This window comes from Streptomyces sp. JB150 (genome assembly GCF_011193355.1).
In the GTDB taxonomy this organism is placed as follows: Bacteria; Actinomycetota; Actinomycetes; order Streptomycetales; family Streptomycetaceae; genus Streptomyces.
This window is the reverse complement of sequence record NZ_CP049780.1, coordinates 346406-365631: the sequence shown is the minus strand read 5'-3', so window position 1 is coordinate 365631 and position 19226 is coordinate 346406. Positions and strand designations below refer to the sequence as shown.

Here is a 19226-nt window from a genome sequence, read left to right as displayed (position 1 = left end):
TGACATAAGTATGACCCCATACCTATTCTGGACGTCATGTCCGACACCAGCGCCCCCACGCAGCGCACGGCACGCGTAGCCGCCGAGCTCGCGGCGTGCCTGCCCGCGCTGTACCGGGCGCTGGACCGGCGGATCGCCAGGGACTTCCCGCACCCCAAGCCGCCGGAGGGCCAGCTGATGCTGCTGCGCCACGTCGCGCAGCACGAGGGCTGCACCGTGCGCGAGGCCGCCGAGGCCCTGCTGATGAAGCCGAACAACGTCAGCGCGCTGGTCTCCCAGATGACGGAGCAGGGGATGCTGGAGCGCCGCCAGGACCGCTCCGACAAGCGCGTCGCGCACCTGTACCTCACCGAGACCTCACGGCGCCGGCTCGCCCAGGTCCGCGCGCTCGAACAGACCCACCTCACCGAGGCGCTGGCCGCCCTCACCGACGGCGAACTCGACGCCCTCGGATCCGCCACGGGTGCGCTCGTCTCGCTCGCCCGTCACCTCCACACCGCGCCCGCCGCGACCCGCTGACGGCCGTCCTCCCGCGCGCGGGAGGACCCACCGCCCCTGCGGGCCGACGGTCCCGCGCCGTGTGCGTCACCTTCCCGCCGTGACGGCCGGCGTCTTCGCCTTTCCCCTGTCCCCTTTTCTCGTTTCTCGCCGTGCGCACCCCCGCACAGACACGCAGACACAGACACAGACACAGACAAGGCTTCATCCATGTCCTCCACCGCCGTGGATCGCTCCGGCGTGCCCGCGTCCGCCGACGCGCCGCGTCCGCCCGCCGGGCGCCGCGCCAACCCCTGGCTCACCCTCTGCGCCGTCGCGTTCGGCCTGTTCATGGTCCAGCTCGACGGGTCCGTCGTGGCCATCGCCAACCCGGAGATCGGCCGTGACCTCGGCGCCTCCACCGCCGAACTCCAGTGGGTGACCAACGCCTACCTGCTCGCCCTCGCCGCCACCCTCATCCTCGGCGGCAAGCTGGGCGACCGTTTCGGCCGCCGCGCCTACTACCTCGTCGGCGTCGCCGGCTTCACCCTCACCTCGGTGGCGATCGGTCTCGCCGGCTCCATCGAGGGCGTCATCGTCTTCCGCGCCCTCCAGGGCCTGTTCGGCGGCCTGCTCATGCCCAACACGCTCGGCCTGCTGCGCGCCGTCTTCCCGCCGCGCACGTTCGGCATGGCGGTCGGCATCTGGGCGATGGTGTCGGCGGTCTCCACCGCCCTCGGACCCATCGTCGGCGGCCTGCTGGTCGAGCACGTCAGCTGGGAGTCCGTGTTCTACATCAACGCGCCGATCGGCGTCGCCGCCTTCCTCTTCAGCGCGTTCGTGCTGCCGCAGGGCAAGAGCGCCGAGGAGCGGCAGCGATTCGACGTGCCCGGCGTGATCCTGCTGGCCCTCGGCCTGCTCGCCGTCGTCTTCGGCGTCGTCAAGGGGGAGACCTGGGGCTGGACCTCGGCCGGCACCTGGGGCGCCGTACTCGCCGGGCTGCTGGTCCTGATCGTCTTCGGCCGGTACGAGACCCGTACCGCCCATCCGCTGCTGCCGATGCGGCTGTTCAGCAACCGCGCCCTCACGGTCGGCGCGATCGTCACCGCGCTGAACTTCTTCGTGCTGCTCGGCATGATCTTCTTCGTCATGCTCTACCTGCAGAACGTGCGCGGCTACACCCCCGTCGAGGCCGGTGTGCGCACCCTGCCGCTCAGCCTGGCCTCCCTGGTCGCCTCCCCGCTGGGCGCCGCGCTGACCCAGCGCCTGGGCGCCCGCGTGACCATGCCGGCCGGCATGGTCCTCCAGGCCGCCTCCTGCTTCGGCATGCTCACCTGGACCACAAACTCCTCGTACACCACCATGTGGCCGCCGTTCATCGCCCTCGGCCTCGGCGTCGGCATGGTGCTCGCCGCCTCCTCCGACGCCATCGTCGGCAACGCGCCGGTCCGTGACGGCGGTGTGGCGGGCGGTCTCCAGGCCACCACGCTGCAGATCGGCGGGGCCCTCGGCACCTCCGTGCTGGTCTCCGTGATCAGCGCCGAGGTCGGCGCCACCCTGCGCGGCGAACTCACCGGAGCCGGCGTGCCGGCCGCCCTGGCCCAGCGGCTCCAGGAGGCCAAGGACGCCGTCGCGATGGGGGTCGCGCCGGTCTCCGGCGACATGCCCGCGCCGCTGCGCGCGGCCGTCGCCGAGGGCAGCGGCGCCGCCTTCATGAACGGCGTGCACCTGGCCGTCGTCGTCACCGGCGTCCTCTGCCTCGTCGGCGCGGTCGTCGCCGCGCTCGGCCTGCGCACGGGCGGACGGCCCAGGCAGCACTGAACGAGGCTCTCCCGACGGAGTGTCGAATGGAGGCGGCCTGTACACGGGTGAGCCGTCCGCCCGCGACGGCTCGCACCGACGCGATGCCCGGCCGCGCCACCTGCCCCGTAGGTTCGACGTCACGGGGACGGCGCGACCGGCACGGGGGACCGGTCGCGCCCCCGCGGCGCCCTCGTCTTCCGGGGCCGCCAGAATCCGGGGCGGCTCCTCGCGGGGTCGCCCCGGACGCGCTCGTACGCGGCGGCACGGCGAACAGGGCGTTCCGCGTCCCCGCAGCGCCGGCGGCCGCCGCATCCGCGGGCGTACGTGCTGAACGGGTGTCTGTGTGGCTCCGGGCAAGAGGGGTACTCGGCGCGCACGTCAAGCAAGCAAGCACCCGCACAGAAGGAGGAGGCCCGAGTGACCAGCAGCACGGAGACCGGCGGTGTGACCGGCACGGCGGACAAGGACTACAACCTCATCTGGTACGTGGAGGCGTGCCTCAGCAACGCGCTCAGGCTGGAGCAGTACGTCCAGGACGCGGAGCGCGCCAAGGACACCGAGGTCGCGGAGCTGTTCCGCAAGGCCCAGGCCGACAGCCGCAAGGGCGCCGAGCTGGGCAAGGAGCTGCTGCGCAAGCGGCTCAGCGGCAGCTGACGGGCACTCACCCCATCCGGCCCGGATCCCGGCGACGCCCGGGGTCCGGGCCGTCGCGTGCCCGGCGCTCATGCGGGCGCCGACCGTACCCCCCCTGGCGCTCGCACGGGGAGCGGCCGGACCCGCCCGGCCGCTCAGGCGGGCGCCAGCCGGCCCCGCCCGGCGGTCGGCGCGCGTTCACGGCAGCGGCTGCTCCGCCCAGATCACCTTGCCCGTCGGCAGATAGCGGGTGCCCCAGCGCTCGGCGAGCTGGGCGACGAGGAACAGACCACGTCCGCCCTCGTCCGTCATGCCCGCGTACCGCAGATGCGGAGCCGTACTGCTGCCGTCGAAGACCTCGCAGATCAGCGCCCGGTCGCGCAGCACCCGCACCCGGATCGGGGAACCGCCGTAGCGGATCGCGTTGGTGACCAGCTCGCTCAGGATCAGCTCCGTGGTGAACGCCAGCTCGTCCAGCCCCCACTCGGCCAGCCGCCGGGTGACCGAGGACCGCACGTCCGCCACCGCCGCCGGATCGGCCGGCACGTCCCAGGCGGCCACCCGGTCGGCGCCCAGCGCCCGGGTCCGGGCCACGATCAGTGCGATGTCGTCGCCGGGCCGGGCCGGCAGGCGGGCGTCCACCACCGTCCGGCAGGTGTCCTCCGGAAGCGGACCGGCCCGCTCCAGCGCCTCGCGCAGCAGCCCCAGCCCCACGTCGATGTCCCGGGCGCGGTCCTCCACCAGCCCGTCGGTGTACAGCACCAGCCGGGTGCCCTCCGCCAGCTCCAGATCGGCCGTCTCGAACGGCAGCCCGCCCAGACCCAGCGGGGGACCGGCGGGCACCTCCGGGAACTCCACCCGGCCGTCCGGCAGCACCAGGGCGGGCGGCGGATGACCGGCGCGGGCGATCGCGCAGCGCCGCGACACCGGGTCGTAGATCGTGTACAGGCAGGTCGCCCCCGTCACCGGGGCGCTGCCGCCCTCCTCCGCCTCGTGCTGGTCGATCCGCGCCACCATCTCGTCGAGCAGCGTCAGCAGCTCGTCGGGCGCCAGGTCCAGCGCCGTGAAGTTGTGCACGGCCGTCCGCAGCCGACCCATGGTGGCCGCCGCGTGCAGCCCGTGCCCCACCACGTCCCCGACCACCAACGCGACCCGGGCGCCCGACAGCGGCAGGACGTCGAACCAGTCGCCGCCCACCCCGGCCTGCGCGGGCAGATAGCGGTAGGCGACGTCCAGCGCGTTCTGCTCGGGCAGGCTGCGCGGCAGCAGACTGCGCTGCAGGGTCACCGCCATGGTGTGCTCACGGGTGTAGCGGCGGGCGTTGTCGATGGACACCGCGGCCCGCGCCACCAGCTCCTCCGCGAGCGCCAGATCCTCCGCGTCGAACGGCTCCGGCTTGCGCGAACGCCAGAAGTTCGCCAGACCGAGGGTCAGCGATCCCGCCCGCAGCGGTGCGGTGATCAGGGAGTGGATGCCGTACTCCAGCACCTGCGCGGTGCGCTCCAGGTCCTGCGCCTGCCAGCCCGCAGCGTCGTTCAGCCGGGGCTCCAGGATCGCCTGCCCGCTGCGCAGGCTGCGCGCCTGCGGGGAGGACGGCACGAAGCGGATGCGCCGGCCCACCGGATACAGCGGCGCGTCGTCCCGGATCCCGCCGAAGCCCGTACGTCGCAGCTCCAGGCCCGCCTCCGGCTGCTCCCCGGCGAGCACCGCGTCGAACAGGTCCACGGTGACGAAGTCCGCGAAGCGGGGCACCGCCAGCTCCGTCAGCTCCTGCGCCGTCCGGGTCACGTCCAGGCTGGTGCCGATGCCGACCCCGGCCGCGTACAGCATGTCGAGGCGTTCGCGCGCCATCTCCGCGCGGCCCGACAGGGCGCGCAGCTCGGTGGAGTCGCGCAGGGTCGCCACACTGCCCGCCGGGCCGCCCGTCAGGTCCGTGGGCCGCTGGTTGATCGCCAGCAGCCGGTCCTTCACCAGCCGCACCTCGTCCGTGGCGACCCGCCCGGAGGCCAGCAGTTCCGCGGTGGCCGGATCCAGGCCCAGCTCGCGCACATGCCGGCCCTCGGCGTCGTCGGGCAGGTCCAGCAGCCGGCGCGCCTCGTCGTTGGCGAGCAGCAGCGCCCCGTCGCCGTCCAGGATCAGCACGCCCTCGCGGACGGAGTGCAGGACCGCGTCGTGGTGCTCGTACATCCGGGTCATCTCGCGCGGCCCCAGCCCGCGGGTCTGCCGCAGCAGCCGCCGGCTGACCAGCGCGGTGCCCGCCGTGGCCACCGCCAGGCCGACCCCCGCGGCGGTCAGCACCAGCGGCAGCTGCCGGTCGGCGGCGCCGCCGACCCGCTCGGTGGTGATCCCCGCCGACACCAGGCCGACCACCGTCCCGTCCGGCTCCCGGATCGGTACGACCGCCTGCACCAGCCGCCCGATCGTGCCCTCGATCTCCTCGGTCACCGGCTCCCCGGCCAGCGCGGGCTCGATGGTCCCGACGAACTTCTTGCCGATGCGGTCCGGCAGCGGATGGGTGTAGCGGGTGCCGTCGGTGGCCATGACGACGATGAAGTCGACGCCGGTCGCCTCGCGGGCCGCCTCCGCCCGTGGCTGGAGCACCGCCGTGGGATCGGGGCCACGGAGCGCCGCCAGGGTGCCCGGGGCCTCGGCGAAGGTCCCCGCGACCGCCAGCGACCGGTGGCGGGCCTCCTGGGTGCTGTCGTGCCGCGCCTGGAGCACCAGGGCCACCACCGCGGCGGCGACCAGCACCAGCACGACGACGACCTGGAGCAGGAAGACCTGCCCGGCGACGCTGCGCCGGCGCAGCACCGGCCACAGCGCGGCCGCCGAACGCCGTCGCTCGCCGGCATCCCGGCGCGGTCCCGGCCCGCCCTCCGGCAGCGCCCGTGACGCTCCCCGCGGGCGCACGGCGCCGGGCGGTCCGGTGGACCGAGCCCGGGATCGACCCCAATGTCGGACCATGTGCCCTGTCTACCCTCCCCGGACCCAGGAGGCGAGGGGCGCCACCCGGTGCGGGGCTCCCGGATGGTCCGCCCTTCCGCCTGCCGGCCTCGCCGCTTCCGCGCCTGCCGCTGTGTCCGGTCCTCCGCTTCTCCCGTCCTGTCCGCCGCTGGGTCTTTCCTCCGCCCCGGCGCTACGCCGTTCATCCGCCCCGGCGGTAGGCCTGTCATCTGCGCCGGCGGTGCGCCGCTCAGCGGCCTCGGCGCCACGCCTCCCGTGCTCTGCGGCGTTACGCCTCTCAGACGCCCCGGCGTTACGCCTCTCCGCCACCCCGGCGTCAAGCCTGCCCCGTCCGTCCGGCTCCGCGGCTCGCCCCTCCGCTCCGGTTCTGCGGAGCCCGCGGTCCTCGTCGGCCTGAGCACCGGTCCCGTCGCGGCGGCAGGCGAGCAGCAGGGCGATGTCGTCCGGCCGGTCCACGGCGTGCCGGGCCGCCGCGGTGAGGCGGTCGGCGACGCCGGCGAGCCAGCGCCCGCCCGGCCGCGCCGGCGGCGCACCGGCCTTGGCCAGCGCCAGCCGCAGCGCGGTGATGCCGTCGTCGATGTCCCCGCCGGGCCGCTCCACGAGCCCGTCCGTGTACAGCGCCAGCAGCGCGCCCGGTGCCATCACCAGCTCCGACACCGGGTAGTCGGCGTACGCGTCCACCCCGAGCACCACCCCGCCGGCCAGGTCCAGCACCCGGGTGCGGCCGTCCGGGTGACGCAGCAGCGGCGGCGGATGACCCGCCCGGACGATCCGCGCGACACCCGTGAGCGGGTCCAGGCGCACATAGCAGCAACTGGCGAACTGGCCCGGGTCCAGGTCGATGAGCAGCCGGTTGGTGCCGCTCAGCACCTCGTCCGGCGGCCGGTCGTCGAGCGCGAACGCCCGTACGGCGCTGCGCAGCTGGCCCATGGTGGCGGCCGCCTGCACCCCGTGCCCCTGGACGTCACCGATGACCAAGGCCACCCCGTCGCCCGAACCGATGACGTCGTACCAGTCCCCGCCGACGTCCATGCCCTGGGTGCCCGGCAGGTACCGGCCCGCGGCCTCCACGCTCGGGTGGACCGACAGCCGGCGGGGGAGGAGCGCCCGCTGCAGGCCCCGGGCCAGGGCGGCCTCCGTCTCGTAGCGCTGCGCCTTCTCCATCGCGTGGGCGATCACCCCGGCCAGCGCGGTCAGCACCGTGCGCTCCTCGGTGCTGAAGCTGCGCACCCGGTCGAAGCCCAGGATGCAGGAGCCGACGGGCCGCCCCGAGGCGATCAGCGGCAGAAAGGCGCGGGCTCCGACCTGCGCGTCCAGCGGGATGCCGGGGTAGGCCGCCGCGAGCTGCTCCATCGAGTCGAAGAACAGCGGCCGGCCGGTGGTCAGCGTCTCCACGCCGGGCAGCCGGGCGTCCAGACCGACGCCCTGGAACGGGGCCAGGAACCCGGTCGGGAACCCGGTCTCCCAGGCCAGGTACAGATGCCGGTCCTGGAGCAGGTAGATGGCGAGGCGGCGGCCGCCGAAGGCGGGCAGCAGCTCCTGCATGACCACCGCGGAGACCTGACGGGCGGTGACCGCCTCGGTCAGGGCCAGGGCGAGCACGATCGGCCGGAACGCCGGGGACGCCGCCGCGGCGCCGGGGTCGGGGACGTCCGGCAGGGGCGTCGGCGATGAACGGGCTGAGGGGGACGATGGGGGTGCCGGGGGCGACGCGGCTCCCGGGGCCGCACGGGGTGGGGCTTCGGCGGCTTCGGCGGCTTCGGCGGTGGGCGCGGCGGGGTTCGGGGCAGGGGCCGGGGCCCCCGCGGCGGGCGCTGCGTGTCCCGAGTGTTGCTGCGGTGTCCCGGTGGCCTGTGACGCCGCCGCGTCGGATCCGCCGGTGGACCGGGTCACCGCGCAGGCCAGCACCTCGGCGCCGGGGTGGACCGACACGGACAGCCAGTCACCGCCGCCCGGCTGGAACGGATCCCCCGCCTGGAACGGATCCCCCGCCTGGAACGGATCGTGCGGCCGGGACGGGTCCCCCTGCGGGAACCGGGCATCCGGCGAAGACGGGCCACCTTGCGGGCGCGGGCCACCCTGCTCGGACGGTTCCGTACCGCTCACCCGGTGTCGGGAAGGCGGGCGGCGGACGTGGAAGTGGACCGGGTCGGGCGCGAGCAGGGCCGCCCGCAGATGGTCCTCGAAGGCCGGATTGCCGAGCCACGGCACGCCCTCCCACAGCGACCGTCCGAGGAACCGGGCGCGCGGCTCGCCCAGCAGCCGGGCCGCCTGCGGGTTGGCGTGCACGATCCGCCCCAGCCGGTCCAGGCAGAACAGGCCCTGCGGCAGCTGGTCGGCCGCCGCGTCGGCCACCGAACCCGCGTCCACGACGATGCCCTCGACCTCGACCCGCGACGGTGTCCACAGCTCGACGCGGAGCGGGGCACCGTCCACGGTCCGTACGTGGAGCGGCTCCGGCGGGTCGCCCCCGGCCGCGCCCCTCAGCAGCCTCAGCAAGCGGCCGGCGTCCGCCCTGGCCAGGGTCCGGACCAGCGCGCGGGCGCCGCCGGGCACATCGGCGGGTGTGAGGCCCAGCAGCGCGCGCAGGGTGTCGTCGCCGGTGACGACGTCCGCCGCCGGGTCCCAGCAGAACCGGCCGATCCGCACCGTCGCCGGACGGGTGGTCGGCGGCGAGACGCACACCGGCTCCTCGTCCCAGGTCAGCGTCTCGCCGTCGGCTTCCAGCGGACGTACCGCCGCGCCCACCTCCTCCGCCAGCTCGGCCAGCCGGTCGCGGGCGGGCAGCAGCTCCGCGGTGTCCGGCGCGCTCGGCAGCAGCGCGGTCAGCACCCCGAACGTCTCCGCCGCCCCGGTGAGGGGCACGCAGACCGACGCGATCGGGAACGGCAGGGCGGCGGCGAACTGCGGGTAGCGGCGCATGGTCTCCGTGGTGTTCGCCAGCACCACCTGGACGCCGAGCCGGTAGGTGTCGGAGACCGGGAACCGCCGGTCCACGTGCACCCGCCACCACGGCCGGAACAGCACCCCCGGCAGCCCCACCAGGGAGGCAAGCCGCAGTTCACTGCCGCGCGCGGAACGTACGTACACCCCGGCGGCCCGCGCCTCGGCGGCACCGGTCGCCTCGACGGCGACGCCGGTGAGCAGCGCGGTCAGCCGTGCGCGCGTCCCGCTCCTGGCCCCGCCGCTCCGAGTCATCGGTCCTGTCCCGTCCACGCGCGCCGCCGCCGGTCCCGCCGCCGGTCGGTCCGGACGCGGTGGTCAGGACGTGCGCAGGGTCCGCTTGGCGAGGTCGAACGCCGGGAGCATCGCCTCGTGCTCCTCGTCGTCCAGCCCGCCCAGGTGCAGGACGACCGGTCCGTCCGCCGTGACGACGGCGAGCGCGCGCTGCTTGGTCGTCTCCTCAAGGATCGCGCTGGTGCGCAGGTATGACACCTCGACGCCGGTCAGCCGCCCCGACCGGAAGGTGCGGTACCGCTGTTCGTCGAGGCTGACCTCCTCGCTCTCCTCGGCGAGCACGAAGTTCTCCAGGACGGTCCGCGCGTCGTTCCCGCCCGGCTGGCCCCGTTCCCCGGTGAAGACGCGGAGGAAGCCGATGTGCCCGGCGGGCTTGGCGTCCACCTCGCAAGCGGCCGTCACGGGCCCCTGCCGCAGCAGCGCGTCGGCCAGCTCGGCGGCCAGCTCCTCGTCCAGGCCGTCCGGGTCGTCCGCGCCGTCCGAGCCGTCCGCGTCACCCGAGCCGTCCGAGCCGTCCGAGTCCTCGGGACCGGCCGGTTCCTCCGAGCCGGCCGGCTGCTCCACCGCGGCCCGGGCCGCGGCCGCGTCGATCGCCTCCGGCTCCCAGCGCTCGGCGATGTCGAAGCTGACGGGCAGCTCGCAGGCGGAGCCCGCCGCGCCGACCCTGCCGCCACTCTCGGCAGCCGCTCGCTCCCCGTCCGCCGGGGCGCCGGCCGACGCGCCCGCCGATTCCCCCGCGCCCGGCCCGGCGGCCTGCGCACACCCGGTCAGCGCCACGGCCGCCAACGCGGCACCGGCCACCGCCCGTCCCGCTCTCCCCACCCCGACCCGCACGGTCCCGTCTCCTCTCGCTGTGGCGCGCCACTGTAACCGAGGGGACCGACAGTCGTGATCAGCGGGTGAGAGCGGTGCGGGCGGCCTCGACGGCCTGACCGGCGTACGACCGTCCGAAGAGGACCACGTGCACGAGCAGCGGGAAGAGCTGGTGCAGGGCGACCCGGTCGCGCCAGCCGTCGGCGAGCGGCGCGGCCTCCTGGTAGCCGGCCAGGACCCGGTCGAGATGAGGGCAGCCGAACAACCGGAGCATCGCCAGGTCGGTCTCGCGGTGGCCACCGTGCGCGGCCGGGTCGATCAGCCAGACCCGCCCGTCGGCTCCCCACAGCACGTTGCCGTTCCACAGATCCCCGTGCAGCCGGGCGGGCGGCTCCGCCGGCCCGGCCAGCTCGGGCAGCCGCGCGCAGACCCGCTCGAACACCTCCGCCTCGCCGGGACGCAGAGTGCCGTCGTCCACGGCGCGGCGCAGATAGGGCAGCACGCGGTGCTCGGCGTACCAGACCGGCCAGTTTGCGCCGGTGACGTTGCGCATCGGCGCGAGCCCGATGGCGGCGTCCCGCGGGCCGCCCGGCGGGGGAGCCCCGAACGCGGGCGCGCCCGCGGCGTGCAGCGCGGCCAGCTCCCGCCCGAACCGCGCCGCGGCCTCCGCGCCGGGCCGGCCGTCCGGTACCCGGTCGATGACGAGCCACGACCCGTCATGCCCGTGCACCGCCGGCACCCGGACCGCGCCGGCCTCCGCCAGCCACCGCAGCCCCGCCGCCTCGGCCCGCACGCCGCCCGGCGCGTCCTGCCGCTTCACGATCACCACCGGGCCGCCCCGCAGCGTCACCTCGGCGATCCCCGCGGACACCGCCCGGACCCCGGTCACCGCCCGCCCGGTCAACCGCCGCGCCACGGTCGCCGGACCGTACTCTCCGTCCACGTCACGCACGGCCACCAGCGTACGGCGGGCGACGCGCACCCTGGGCCCGGCCGGAGCGCATTTGCGGAAACAGCAATGATCTTTGCCGATCCGCGGACGCCGATCCAGGCTCGGAGGTGCAGGGCCGTACGCGACTCACGGAGGACACCATGACGCACACCCACCACACACCCGAGGCCCCGGCCCCGGACCGCCCCGCCGACTTCTGGGAGGGCTTCTACCGCAACGGCGACCGCATCTGGAGCGGCCGTCCCAACTCGCTGCTGGTGCGGGAGGCGAGCGACCTGACCCCCGGCACCGCCCTCGACCTCGGGTGCGGGGAGGGCGCGGACGCGGTGTGGCTGGCCGCCCGCGGCTGGCAGGTCACCGCGGTCGACATCTCGGCCACCGCCCTCGAGCGCGCCGCCCGGCACGCGGCCGACGCCGGTGTCGGCGAGCGGATCGACTGGCAGCGCCACGAGCTGGGGCACACCTTCCCCGACGGCAGCTTCGACCTGGTCAGCGCCCACTACCTGCAGTCCCCGGTCGAACTCGACCTGTACGGGATCCTGCGCCGCGCCGCCGAGGCCGTCGCCCCGCGCGGCACCCTGCTGATCGGCCTGCACGCCACCTGGCCGAGCTGGCGGCAGGAACCGCCCTTCGACGCTGAGTTCCCCACGCTGGACGGTCTGCTGTCCGAGCTGGCCCTGCCCGAGACCGAGTGGACCGTCGTCACCGCCGAGACCGTCCACAAGCCCAGCGTCTCCCCGGACGGCGTCGAGGGCTTCCGCGGCGACAACGTCTGGCGGCTGCGCCGCGCGGGCTGACCCCTCACGCGCCGGGCGCCCGCCCGCCCCGTTCGTACGGACAGCCCGAGTCTGGCGCGCCGGGGCACCCCGACTGCCGGCCGCGCCGACCGCGCTGCCGGGCCGCACCCCACCGCCATCCTTCTCCGGCCCGGCGCGCGCCCGCGCGCCCGCCCGCCCGTACCGGGCCGTCACCGTGTGATCGCCCGGTGCGTGGGCACTCGACGCGCATGAGCGAACAGGCGGAGACCTTCGGGTCGTACTGGCTCCAGACCCTGCCCCCCGGCGATCCGGCCCCCGCGCCGGAGGGCGACCTCACCGTCGACGTGGCCGTGATCGGCGCGGGCATAGCCGGGCTGAGCACCGCGTGGGAGCTGGTCCGGCGCGGGCACGACGTGGCCGTACTGGAGGCCGGCCGGATCGCGGCGGGAGTCACCGGACACACCACGGCGAAGGTCAGCGCCCAGCACACCCTGATCTACGACCGGCTGCGCCGCACCCGCGGCGCGGAGGGCGCGCGGCTGTACGCCCGCTCCCAGATGGACGCGATCGGCCACGCCGCCGAGGTCGCCCGGGAGCTGGGAGCCGACTGCGACTGGGAGGAAACGGCCGCCTACACGTACGTGCAGGGCCGCCACCGCGTCCCCGAGGTGCGGGCCGAGGCGGAGGCCGCGCGGGAGGCCGGTCTGCCCGCCGAGTTCGTGACCGAGACGGACCTGCCGTTCCCCGTCGCGGGCGCCGTCCGGGTCGCCGAGCAGGCCCAGTTCCACCCCCGCAAGTACCTGATGGCGCTGGCGGACAGCGTGCGCCGGGGCGGCGGCCGGCTGTACGAGGGCACCCGCGTGGTCGGCCTCTCCGAGGGCGAGCCCTGTGTGCTCACCACGGACCAGGGGGTCCGCGTCACCGCCCGTGACGTGGTGGTCGCCACCCACTATCCGATCTTCGACCGCGCGCTGCTGTTCACCCGCCTCACCCCGCGCCGGGAACTCGTGGTCGCCGCCCCGGTGCACGAGGCGAAGGCCCCGGAGGGCATGTACATCACCCCCGAGCACCGCACGCGCTCGGTGCGCACCGCCCCCTACAAGGACGGGCAGCGGCTGCTCATCATGACCGGCGAGCACTTCACTCCCGGCAGCGGCGTCGACGTGGAGGAACGGTTCGCCACCCTGACCGGCTGGGCACTGCGCCAGTTCGGCGAACTGCGCGTCACCCACCGGTGGGCCACCCAGGACAACGAGTCCTCCGACACCGTGCCGCTGGTCGGGCTGATGCACCCCCGGACCGAGCACGTCTACGTGGCCACCGGCTTCGGCGGCTGGGGGATGGCCGGCGGCATCATGGCGGGCCGCCTGCTCTGCGACCTGATCAGCGGCCGCGACAACCCCTGGAGCGGCCTGTACGACCCGCGCCGGATCGCCTCCGTGGTCCGTGAGGGCGGGGAGTTCCTGAAGAACCAGGCCAAGGTGGCCCGGCACTTCGTCGGCGACCGGCTGTCCGCGCTGGCGCCCGGCCCGCGCTCGCGCGTGGACGATCTCGCGCCGGGCGAGGGCGTCGTCGTGCCCGTCGGCGGCCGCCACGTGGCCGTCCACCGCGACGAGAACGGCGAGCTGCGCGCCGTCTCCGCGCGGTGCACCCACATGGGCTGCCTGGTGGCCTTCAACCGCGCCGAGGGTGCCTGGGAGTGCCCCTGCCACGGCTCCCGCTTCGCACCCGACGGCAGCGTGGTGCAGGGACCCGCGGTCAGCCCGCTGCGGCCCCGCGAGATCTGACGCCCCGCTCCGCACAGTGGCCCCGCGCGGGTTTGACCTCCCCCGCGCGGGGTCACTCGGTGTCCGACCCGTAAGCGAGTCCTGGGGAGTGAGTGAGCGTGGCACGCAACCAGAAGTCCAAGGCGAAGATGGAACAGACCAAGGGCAAGGCCAAGGAGACGGCCGCCCGCGCGGTCGGCAACGAGAGCAGGACGACCGAGGGCCGGATGGAGAAGGCGAAGGGGGACATGCGTCAGGCGAAGGAGAAGATGAAGGACGCCTTCCGTGACTGATGCCGCCGCCGGCGGCGTCGACGGTCGCCGAGACCGTCGGGGCCTTTTGAGGCTGGGACGAGGCTGAGGCGAGAGCGAGGAGCGACGGGCCGGTTAGCGCGCAGACCGCGCAACCCGGCCCGCCTCATGCGTGAGCGCGGGTCGCGACGCGATCAGATGCCGCAGGTGGGGGCGGACCAGTACTGGCTGTCGCGGTGGTCGAGGTGCGTGTGGTCGTTGTGGCCCGGGTAGCCCGGACCGAGGATGCCGCGGAAGCCGTGGTAGCGGGCCTGCTTGGCCAGCGTGCACAGGGAGTGCGGCCCGGCGCCGAGGTCGGCCGCGTCGCCGTAGAGGTGACGGCTGTTGCTCGCGCCGCCGACCGCCTCGTTGCAGGCGTACGACCGGAAACCGCTGGTGACGGTGATCGGCTGGTCGCCGAGCGCGTGCCGCAGCGCCTCCAGCTTCCACATGGTGCGCAGCGCGTTGGCCTTGGCGGTGGTCGCGCTGACCGCCCCGCCGGACCAGGTGCTGTTGCAGTCGTTCAGCTCGCTGTAGGAGAAGTGGACCGGGGTGCAGTCGTCGTCCTGGAGGGCGTACAGCTTGTTGTAGGTGCCGGCGCCCGCGACCCCGTCGGCGGTGAGGCCGTACGCCGACTGGAAGCGTTTCAGGGCGGCTTCCGTGGCCGGTCCGAAACTGCCGTCGACGGCGAGGACGGCGCCGTAGCCGGCGTAGCCGCCGAGGCGGATCTGGAGCTGGGTGACGTCGGCGCCCGAGGTGCCCTGCGCCAGGGTGCGGGTCCAGGTGTAGCAGCCGTCCGCGTGCGCGGTGCCCGCCGTGGCGACGGCCCCGGCGAACGCTCCCGACAGGATCATGACAAAAGCGGCGACGAGTCGTGCGATGCGTCTGAACATGCGACCTCCAGGCCGGGGGAAGGTGAGCCCCCCTGTGAGCCACTGCCGAACGTGAAGAGCCGTGTTACGCGCGTCAACGATGGGGCACGGGTGGCCGGTGGCGCAAGAGCGGGGTTCATCGCCGCGGCCGCCGTCGTCGGGATCCGCACCCAGGGGCGGTGCCGTCGGGGGGGGGTGCCGCCGCTCGCCGTCGGCGGGGAGGCGGCACCGCGGCTCGGCTCGGCACAGCCACACGTTCACACGGCCTCACGGCTTCACCAGGGCCGCCCCTCCCGCAGGCACACCACGCCCCCGTCCCGCGCGGCCGAGTGCAGCGCGGTCAGTATCGGGCGGTGCATGACCAGGGTCGGGTCGGTCAGTTCGTCCAGGGTCAGGAAGGCGTACCGGTCGTGCTCGGGGCTCAGCCGCACGCCGGCGGTGGGGGCGACGGTGCCGCCGTCGAAGTAGCAGTCGAGGACCGGGCCGGTGCCCAGGACGTCGACCCGGTGGTCGATGCCGATCAGCCGGGGCCGCTCGCCGATGTCCAGGCCGGTCTCCTCCCGGGCCTCGCGCCGCGCCGCCGTCCACGGATCCTCGCCGTGGTCGAGCATCCCGCCCGGCAGCCACCAGTGCCCGGCGCTCGGCTCGTCGGGGGAGTAGCGCAGCACCAGCAGCCGCCCCCGCGTGTCGTACAGCAGCACGCACGAGGCGACGAGCGCCCGGGGTTGCGTCTTGACCCACTCCTCGCGCGGCATCCACCCAACGCTCACGTCAGTCCTTCCTCCCGCTCAGGGTGCGCGCGGCGGTCCTGCGCAGGTGCTCGGTGAAGACACCGGCCGGGTCGGGGACGCCGAGCCGGTGCAGCGACACCATCGACGTGACGATGACGTCGCAGATCTCGGCCGTCACGTCGTCCCAGGTGTGGCTCGTGCCCTTGCGCGGATTGACGCCGGTGACCCCGATCAGCGCCTGGGCCGCCTCGCCGAACTCCTCCCCGATCTTCAGCACTTGCAGCACCGACCGCTGCGCGGCGGGGATGTGAGCGGCCGCCTCGTCCAGGAACACGGCCAGCCCGGCCGTGATCTCCCAGTGGTCCTCGTCCACGGACACCCCTTCCGGCGGGCGTCCCTCGCCCCGCCTCCTCGACTCGTGAACGATCGCGGGCCGCGTGCGGAGACGGGCTCAACCGGCCATTTCCCCGCGGCGCGAGGGAGCGCGGAAGGGGCGGCGGCCCGGCGTCGCCGGGGCGTTGTCAGTGGTCGCCAGTAGGTTCTTTCCCGTCCCGCCGATCCGGCGTCGGACTTCCCTTGTGCTGCAAAGGAGATGGTGCGTTGTCGCACTTCGAGAGGTCGAGCACGGCGCGGGTGATCCCGCCCGCACGGCCGCGCAAGCTCGCCAAGGTCCCGTTCGCGGAGCTGGCCGACGGGCGCCTCCAGGGCGTCGTCTCCAGCGGCTCCGACATCGGGCGGGTCTACGTCTCGTCGGTCACCGCCGGGACGTACGCCTACGCGTGCAGCACCAACAACAACCGGCCGTTCGGCGGCGCCCGCGGCGGCTTCTGCAACCACATCGGCGCGCTGATCAACGAAGCGGTGCTCCAGTACGGCGCCGAGCGCGTCGCCCGCTATCTGCGCACCGACCTCGGGGACGGGGAGGCCACCGCCCACACCCTCCACCTGGTCATGAGCGCGACCCGCCCGCTGCCCGCGGACGGCAAGGCCGCCGCGTCGGTCTTCAGCCGGTTCCTGCGCCACCTCGCCTACCTCGAACTGGCCCCGGCCACCGCGCCGCTGCCCGAGATGCAGTGGTTCCCGCCGACGAGGGCGGTGGCCTGATGCGGCTCGATCTGCTCACCGAACCCGTCGAGGGACTGGACGAGGCCCTGGCCGCCGTCGACGCCTTCGACCAGGTGCTGATCGGCGGTCTGCTGAGGCCCCAGCCCGCCCAGGCCGAGGGCCTGGCGCGGCTGGCCGACGCGGTCGCCGGCAGCCCGCTCGCCGCCCGCGCGGCCGAGGCCGCCGAGAAGGCCGCGGCCGGCGCCGCGAGCGAGGACCACTTCCTCAGCCTCGCCGCCGCCCGCACCGCCCTGCTCGGCTCCGTCCACGACGCGCTCGCCGCCCGCGCGGACGAGGCCACCGGCCGCCCCCGTGAGGAGACGCCCGCCGCGGCCGCCGCCGGACAGCAGGCGCCCAACCTCCTCGCCGCCGCCCGCTCCTGGCTCGGCGACCTCGCGCGCGCCGGCTGGCAGGGCATCGACCACGATGTGGTCGCCGGCTCCGCCCAGGTGGTCTCCGCGCTGCTGCCGGGTCCGGAACTGCGCCGCCTCGCCACCCTCCTCGACGGATTCGCCGCCGAACTCGCCGCGTCCTGCCCGGGCGCCTCCCTGGAGCGGATACCCGTGCGCCGCTGGGCCGACCTGTGGGCCCGCGGCATGCTGCTGACCCTGCCCGGCGCCGCCGCCGCGCTCGCCACGGGCACCGCCACCGGCCGGCTGCTGCCGCTCGGCGTCGACCTCCAGGAACACGCCACCGCCGCCCAGGCCCAGGTGCACGCCGTCCTCGAACCCGCCGACGGCGGTCCACCCCGCCTGGTGCGGGCGAGCGTGTCCGCGCCGAAGCCCGACACCGTCCTCGGCGCGGGGGTCTGGCAGCTGCTGCGCCCGCACATGGCGCTGCTCGCCGCCCTCGGCGAGGGCCGCTCGATGGACCTCACCGACATGCCCGTCACCGCCGAGGGCGACCTGATCTGGAGCGACGAGCACGCCCGCGCCGGCGAGCCCGCCGACCCCTTCGCCACCGCCCGCGTCGCCCTGCCCACCGCCACCACACCGCCGACCGCGCCCCTCGACCGGCACCCGGTGCGCCTCGCCCACCCCGTGTTCCTCGAGGGGTACACCGCCGAACAGGACGCGGACGACGAGACGGTGACGTTCACCCTCACCGGGCACCGGCTGGCCGTCGACACCGACCGCGTACCGGTCGCCGGACCGCTCACCCCGAAGGCCGTCGCCGCGTCCACCGCCTGCATCGGACTGCTGCGCTGGGACGCCGGACGCTTCGCCGTCCAGCCGCTCGCCGTGGAGACCACCGTGCGCAGGAAGACGGTCGCCGTCCACGCGGGCGCCTGGGCCGGCGGCACCACCGACAAGGCCGGGGCCAAGCTCGAGAAGGCCGCCACCGACGCGGTGGCCGTGCTGCGCGAACGCGCCGGAAGGCTGCTCAGGAAATGACCGACCACACCACCGGGGAGACCGTGCCGGCGAACCCCGACGAGAACCGCCGGCAGCTGCTGTACTGGCGGCTGCTCGCCCGCCTCTTCGACCCCGAGGAGCAGGCCGGTCTGGAGGCCGCCTCGCTCGCCGTCGTCGAGGACATCGGCCTGCCGCCCGCCCTGCTCGACCCGCAGGCCTCCGTCGACTCCATCGTCCAGCGCCACCCCGAACTCGCCGGCGAGTTCGAGAACCTGATGGTGCCCGAGCCCGACGGGGACGACCGCGACCGGGCCGCCGAGGTGCGCCGCGCCGCGCTCGTGTCCAAGGTGCTGCTGGGCGTCTTCGCCCCCGGCTCCGGCACCGTCACCGCCGGGCAGCTCGCCCAATGGCAGTCCGACGCCGGCTGGCTGGAACGCGCCCTCGGCTGCAAGCCCGGCGACCTGCGCGGCGGACGCGGCCGCGGCGGCGCCGGCCGCGCGGCCGGCGGGGGAGTGAGCCCCACCGGCACGGGAATCGGCCACCCCACCCCCGACCTCGGCACGCTCATCCCGGAGATCGGCCCCGAACTCGGCGCCATCGAGGCCGACCTGGTCAAGCGCATGCACCTGCGGGAAGTCCTCGCCGACCCCCAGCTCGCCGCACAGCTCACCCCGAGCATGTCGCTCATCGAGCAGCTGCTGCGCGACAAGAACAACCTCTCCGGCGTCGCCCTCGCCAACGCCAAGGCGCTCATCCGCCGCTTCGTCGACGAGGTCGCCGAAGTCCTGCGCACCCAGGTCGAGAAGGCCTCCGTCGGCACCCTCGACCGGTCGATCCCGCCCAAGCGGGTCTTCCGCAACCTGGACCTCGACCGCACCATCTGGAAGAACCTCACCAACTGGGACCCCGAGGAGGAACGGCTCTACGTCGACCGCCTCTACTACCGGCACACCGTCCGCAAGACGACGCCGCAGCGGCTCATCGTCGTCGTCGACCAGTCCGGCTCGATGGTCGACTCGATGGTCAACTGCACCATCCTGGCGTCGATCTTCGCCGGCCTGCCCAAGGTCGACGTCCACCTGATCGCCTACGACACCCAGGCGCTCGACCTCACCCCCTGGGTGAACGACCCCTTCGAGACCCTGCTGCGCACCAAGCTCGGCGGCGGCACCGACGGCACGGTCGCCATGGCCCTGGCCCAGCCGAAGATCGCCGAACCGCGCAACACGGTCGTGGTGTGGATCTCCGACTTCTACGAATGGCGCTCCGAGCCGCTGTTCGAGAGCATGGCGGCCATCCACCGCTCCGGCGCGAAGTTCATCCCCGTCGGCTCGGTGACCAGCGCCGGCCGCGGCAGCGTCAACCCCTGGTTCAGGGAACGTTTCAAGGACCTCGGCACGCCCGTGATCTCCGGTCACATCCGCAAGCTCGTCCACGAGCTGAAGTCGTTCCTCACCTGAGCCGTCCGCGC

The 19226-nt window shown here is 74.7% G+C and carries 16 protein-coding genes; 9 read left to right on the top strand and 7 right to left on the bottom strand.

Translation table 11 applies throughout. The annotated features are described in order from the left end of the window. The first annotated feature begins 36 nt into the window (after positions 1–36). The 3 genes from G7Z13_RS01655 to G7Z13_RS01645 all read left to right on the top strand — a co-directional run bounded on the left by G7Z13_RS01655 (position 37) and on the right by G7Z13_RS01645 (position 2934). Positions 37–519 (top strand): MarR family transcriptional regulator, encoded by a 483-nt coding sequence (locus tag G7Z13_RS01655; protein ID WP_165995317.1) that lies wholly within the window; start codon positions 37–39, stop codon positions 517–519. Positions 520–708: 189 nt separating this feature from the next. Next, complete coding sequence (locus G7Z13_RS01650; RefSeq protein ID WP_165995315.1) at positions 709–2298, top strand: MFS transporter; 1590 nt, start codon at positions 709–711, stop codon at positions 2296–2298. Positions 2299–2697: 399 nt separating this feature from the next. After that, the gene (locus tag G7Z13_RS01645) at positions 2698–2934 is read left to right on the top strand and encodes a hypothetical protein (protein ID WP_165995314.1); all 237 of its coding nucleotides are present in this window, start codon (positions 2698–2700) and stop codon (positions 2932–2934) included. Positions 2935–3111: 177 nt separating this feature from the next. On the opposite strand, the gene G7Z13_RS01640 is transcribed toward G7Z13_RS01645, so the two are convergent. From G7Z13_RS01640 to G7Z13_RS01625, 4 genes are all read right to left on the bottom strand, one after another. Continuing rightward, positions 3112–5877, bottom strand: coding sequence for a SpoIIE family protein phosphatase/ATP-binding protein (locus tag G7Z13_RS01640; RefSeq protein ID WP_165995313.1), 2766 nt, complete (start codon positions 5875–5877; stop codon positions 3112–3114). A 9-nt stretch (positions 5878–5886) separates the two neighbouring features. After that, on the bottom strand, positions 5887–9075 hold the full coding sequence (locus tag G7Z13_RS01635; RefSeq protein WP_240926081.1) for a SpoIIE family protein phosphatase: 3189 nt from the start codon (positions 9073–9075) through the stop codon (positions 5887–5889). A gap of 63 nt (positions 9076–9138) precedes the next feature. Continuing rightward, entirely contained in the window at positions 9139–9948 is an 810-nt protein-coding gene (locus G7Z13_RS01630; RefSeq protein ID WP_165995312.1) for a lipoprotein, read from the bottom strand. 58 nt (positions 9949–10006) lie between these two features. Further along, on the bottom strand, positions 10007–10879 hold the full coding sequence (locus tag G7Z13_RS01625; RefSeq protein WP_240926080.1) for a fructosamine kinase family protein: 873 nt from the start codon (positions 10877–10879) through the stop codon (positions 10007–10009). A 140-nt stretch (positions 10880–11019) separates the two neighbouring features. On the opposite strand from G7Z13_RS01625, the gene G7Z13_RS01620 reads away from it, so the two are divergent. From G7Z13_RS01620 to G7Z13_RS01610, 3 genes are all read left to right on the top strand, one after another. After that, entirely contained in the window at positions 11020–11676 is a 657-nt protein-coding gene (locus G7Z13_RS01620; protein WP_165995311.1) for a class I SAM-dependent methyltransferase, read from the top strand. A 209-nt stretch (positions 11677–11885) separates the two neighbouring features. Beyond that, complete coding sequence (locus G7Z13_RS01615; protein ID WP_165995310.1) at positions 11886–13424, top strand: FAD-dependent oxidoreductase; 1539 nt, start codon at positions 11886–11888, stop codon at positions 13422–13424. A gap of 98 nt (positions 13425–13522) precedes the next feature. Next, positions 13523–13696 (top strand): CsbD family protein, encoded by a 174-nt coding sequence (locus G7Z13_RS01610; protein ID WP_165995309.1) that lies wholly within the window; start codon positions 13523–13525, stop codon positions 13694–13696. Between the two features lie 152 nt (positions 13697–13848). Here G7Z13_RS01610 and G7Z13_RS01605 read toward each other — a convergent pair whose 3' ends face one another. The 3 genes from G7Z13_RS01605 to G7Z13_RS01595 form a co-directional block, all read right to left on the bottom strand. Next, a complete protein-coding gene (locus G7Z13_RS01605; protein WP_165995308.1) occupies positions 13849–14586 on the bottom strand; it encodes a D-Ala-D-Ala carboxypeptidase family metallohydrolase in 738 nt (245 codons plus the stop codon). 254 nt (positions 14587–14840) lie between these two features. Beyond that, positions 14841–15335: an NUDIX hydrolase gene (locus G7Z13_RS01600; protein ID WP_240926079.1), complete on the bottom strand. Its 495-nt coding sequence runs from the start codon at positions 15333–15335 to the stop codon at positions 14841–14843. Between the two features lies 1 nt (position 15336). Further along, positions 15337–15669 (bottom strand): MazG-like family protein, encoded by a 333-nt coding sequence (locus G7Z13_RS01595; RefSeq protein ID WP_165995307.1) that lies wholly within the window; start codon positions 15667–15669, stop codon positions 15337–15339. A gap of 227 nt (positions 15670–15896) precedes the next feature. Here G7Z13_RS01595 and G7Z13_RS01590 point away from each other — a divergent pair, with 227 nt between their 5' ends. From G7Z13_RS01590 to G7Z13_RS01580, 3 genes are read left to right on the top strand one after another with little or no spacing between them, the layout of a single operon-like run. Beyond that, positions 15897–16400: a hypothetical protein gene (locus G7Z13_RS01590; RefSeq protein WP_165995306.1), complete on the top strand. Its 504-nt coding sequence runs from the start codon at positions 15897–15899 to the stop codon at positions 16398–16400. After that, complete coding sequence (locus tag G7Z13_RS01585) at positions 16400–17794, top strand: hypothetical protein (protein ID WP_206312973.1); 1395 nt, start codon at positions 16400–16402, stop codon at positions 17792–17794. Before G7Z13_RS01590 ends, G7Z13_RS01585 begins: the two co-directional genes overlap by 1 nt. Beyond that, positions 17791–19215: a VWA domain-containing protein gene (locus G7Z13_RS01580; RefSeq protein ID WP_165995302.1), complete on the top strand. Its 1425-nt coding sequence runs from the start codon at positions 17791–17793 to the stop codon at positions 19213–19215. Before G7Z13_RS01585 ends, G7Z13_RS01580 begins: the two co-directional genes overlap by 4 nt. Positions 19216–19226 lie beyond the last annotated feature (11 nt).

Coding starts and splice junctions, on each gene's coding strand:
- G7Z13_RS01655 (WP_165995317.1), top strand. CDS start 37: ATGTCCGACACCAGCGCCCCCACGCAGCGCACGGCACGCGTAGCCGCC.
- G7Z13_RS01650 (WP_165995315.1), top strand. CDS start 709: ATGTCCTCCACCGCCGTGGATCGCTCCGGCGTGCCCGCGTCCGCCGAC.
- G7Z13_RS01640 (WP_165995313.1), bottom strand. CDS start 5,877: ATGGTCCGACATTGGGGTCGATCCCGGGCTCGGTCCACCGGACCGCCC.
- G7Z13_RS01635 (WP_240926081.1), bottom strand. CDS start 9,075: ATGACTCGGAGCGGCGGGGCCAGGAGCGGGACGCGCGCACGGCTGACC.
- G7Z13_RS01620 (WP_165995311.1), top strand. CDS start 11,020: ATGACGCACACCCACCACACACCCGAGGCCCCGGCCCCGGACCGCCCC.
- G7Z13_RS01615 (WP_165995310.1), top strand. CDS start 11,886: ATGAGCGAACAGGCGGAGACCTTCGGGTCGTACTGGCTCCAGACCCTG.
- G7Z13_RS01605 (WP_165995308.1), bottom strand. CDS start 14,586: ATGTTCAGACGCATCGCACGACTCGTCGCCGCTTTTGTCATGATCCTG.
- G7Z13_RS01585 (WP_206312973.1), top strand. CDS start 16,400: ATGCGGCTCGATCTGCTCACCGAACCCGTCGAGGGACTGGACGAGGCC.
- G7Z13_RS01580 (WP_165995302.1), top strand. CDS start 17,791: ATGACCGACCACACCACCGGGGAGACCGTGCCGGCGAACCCCGACGAG.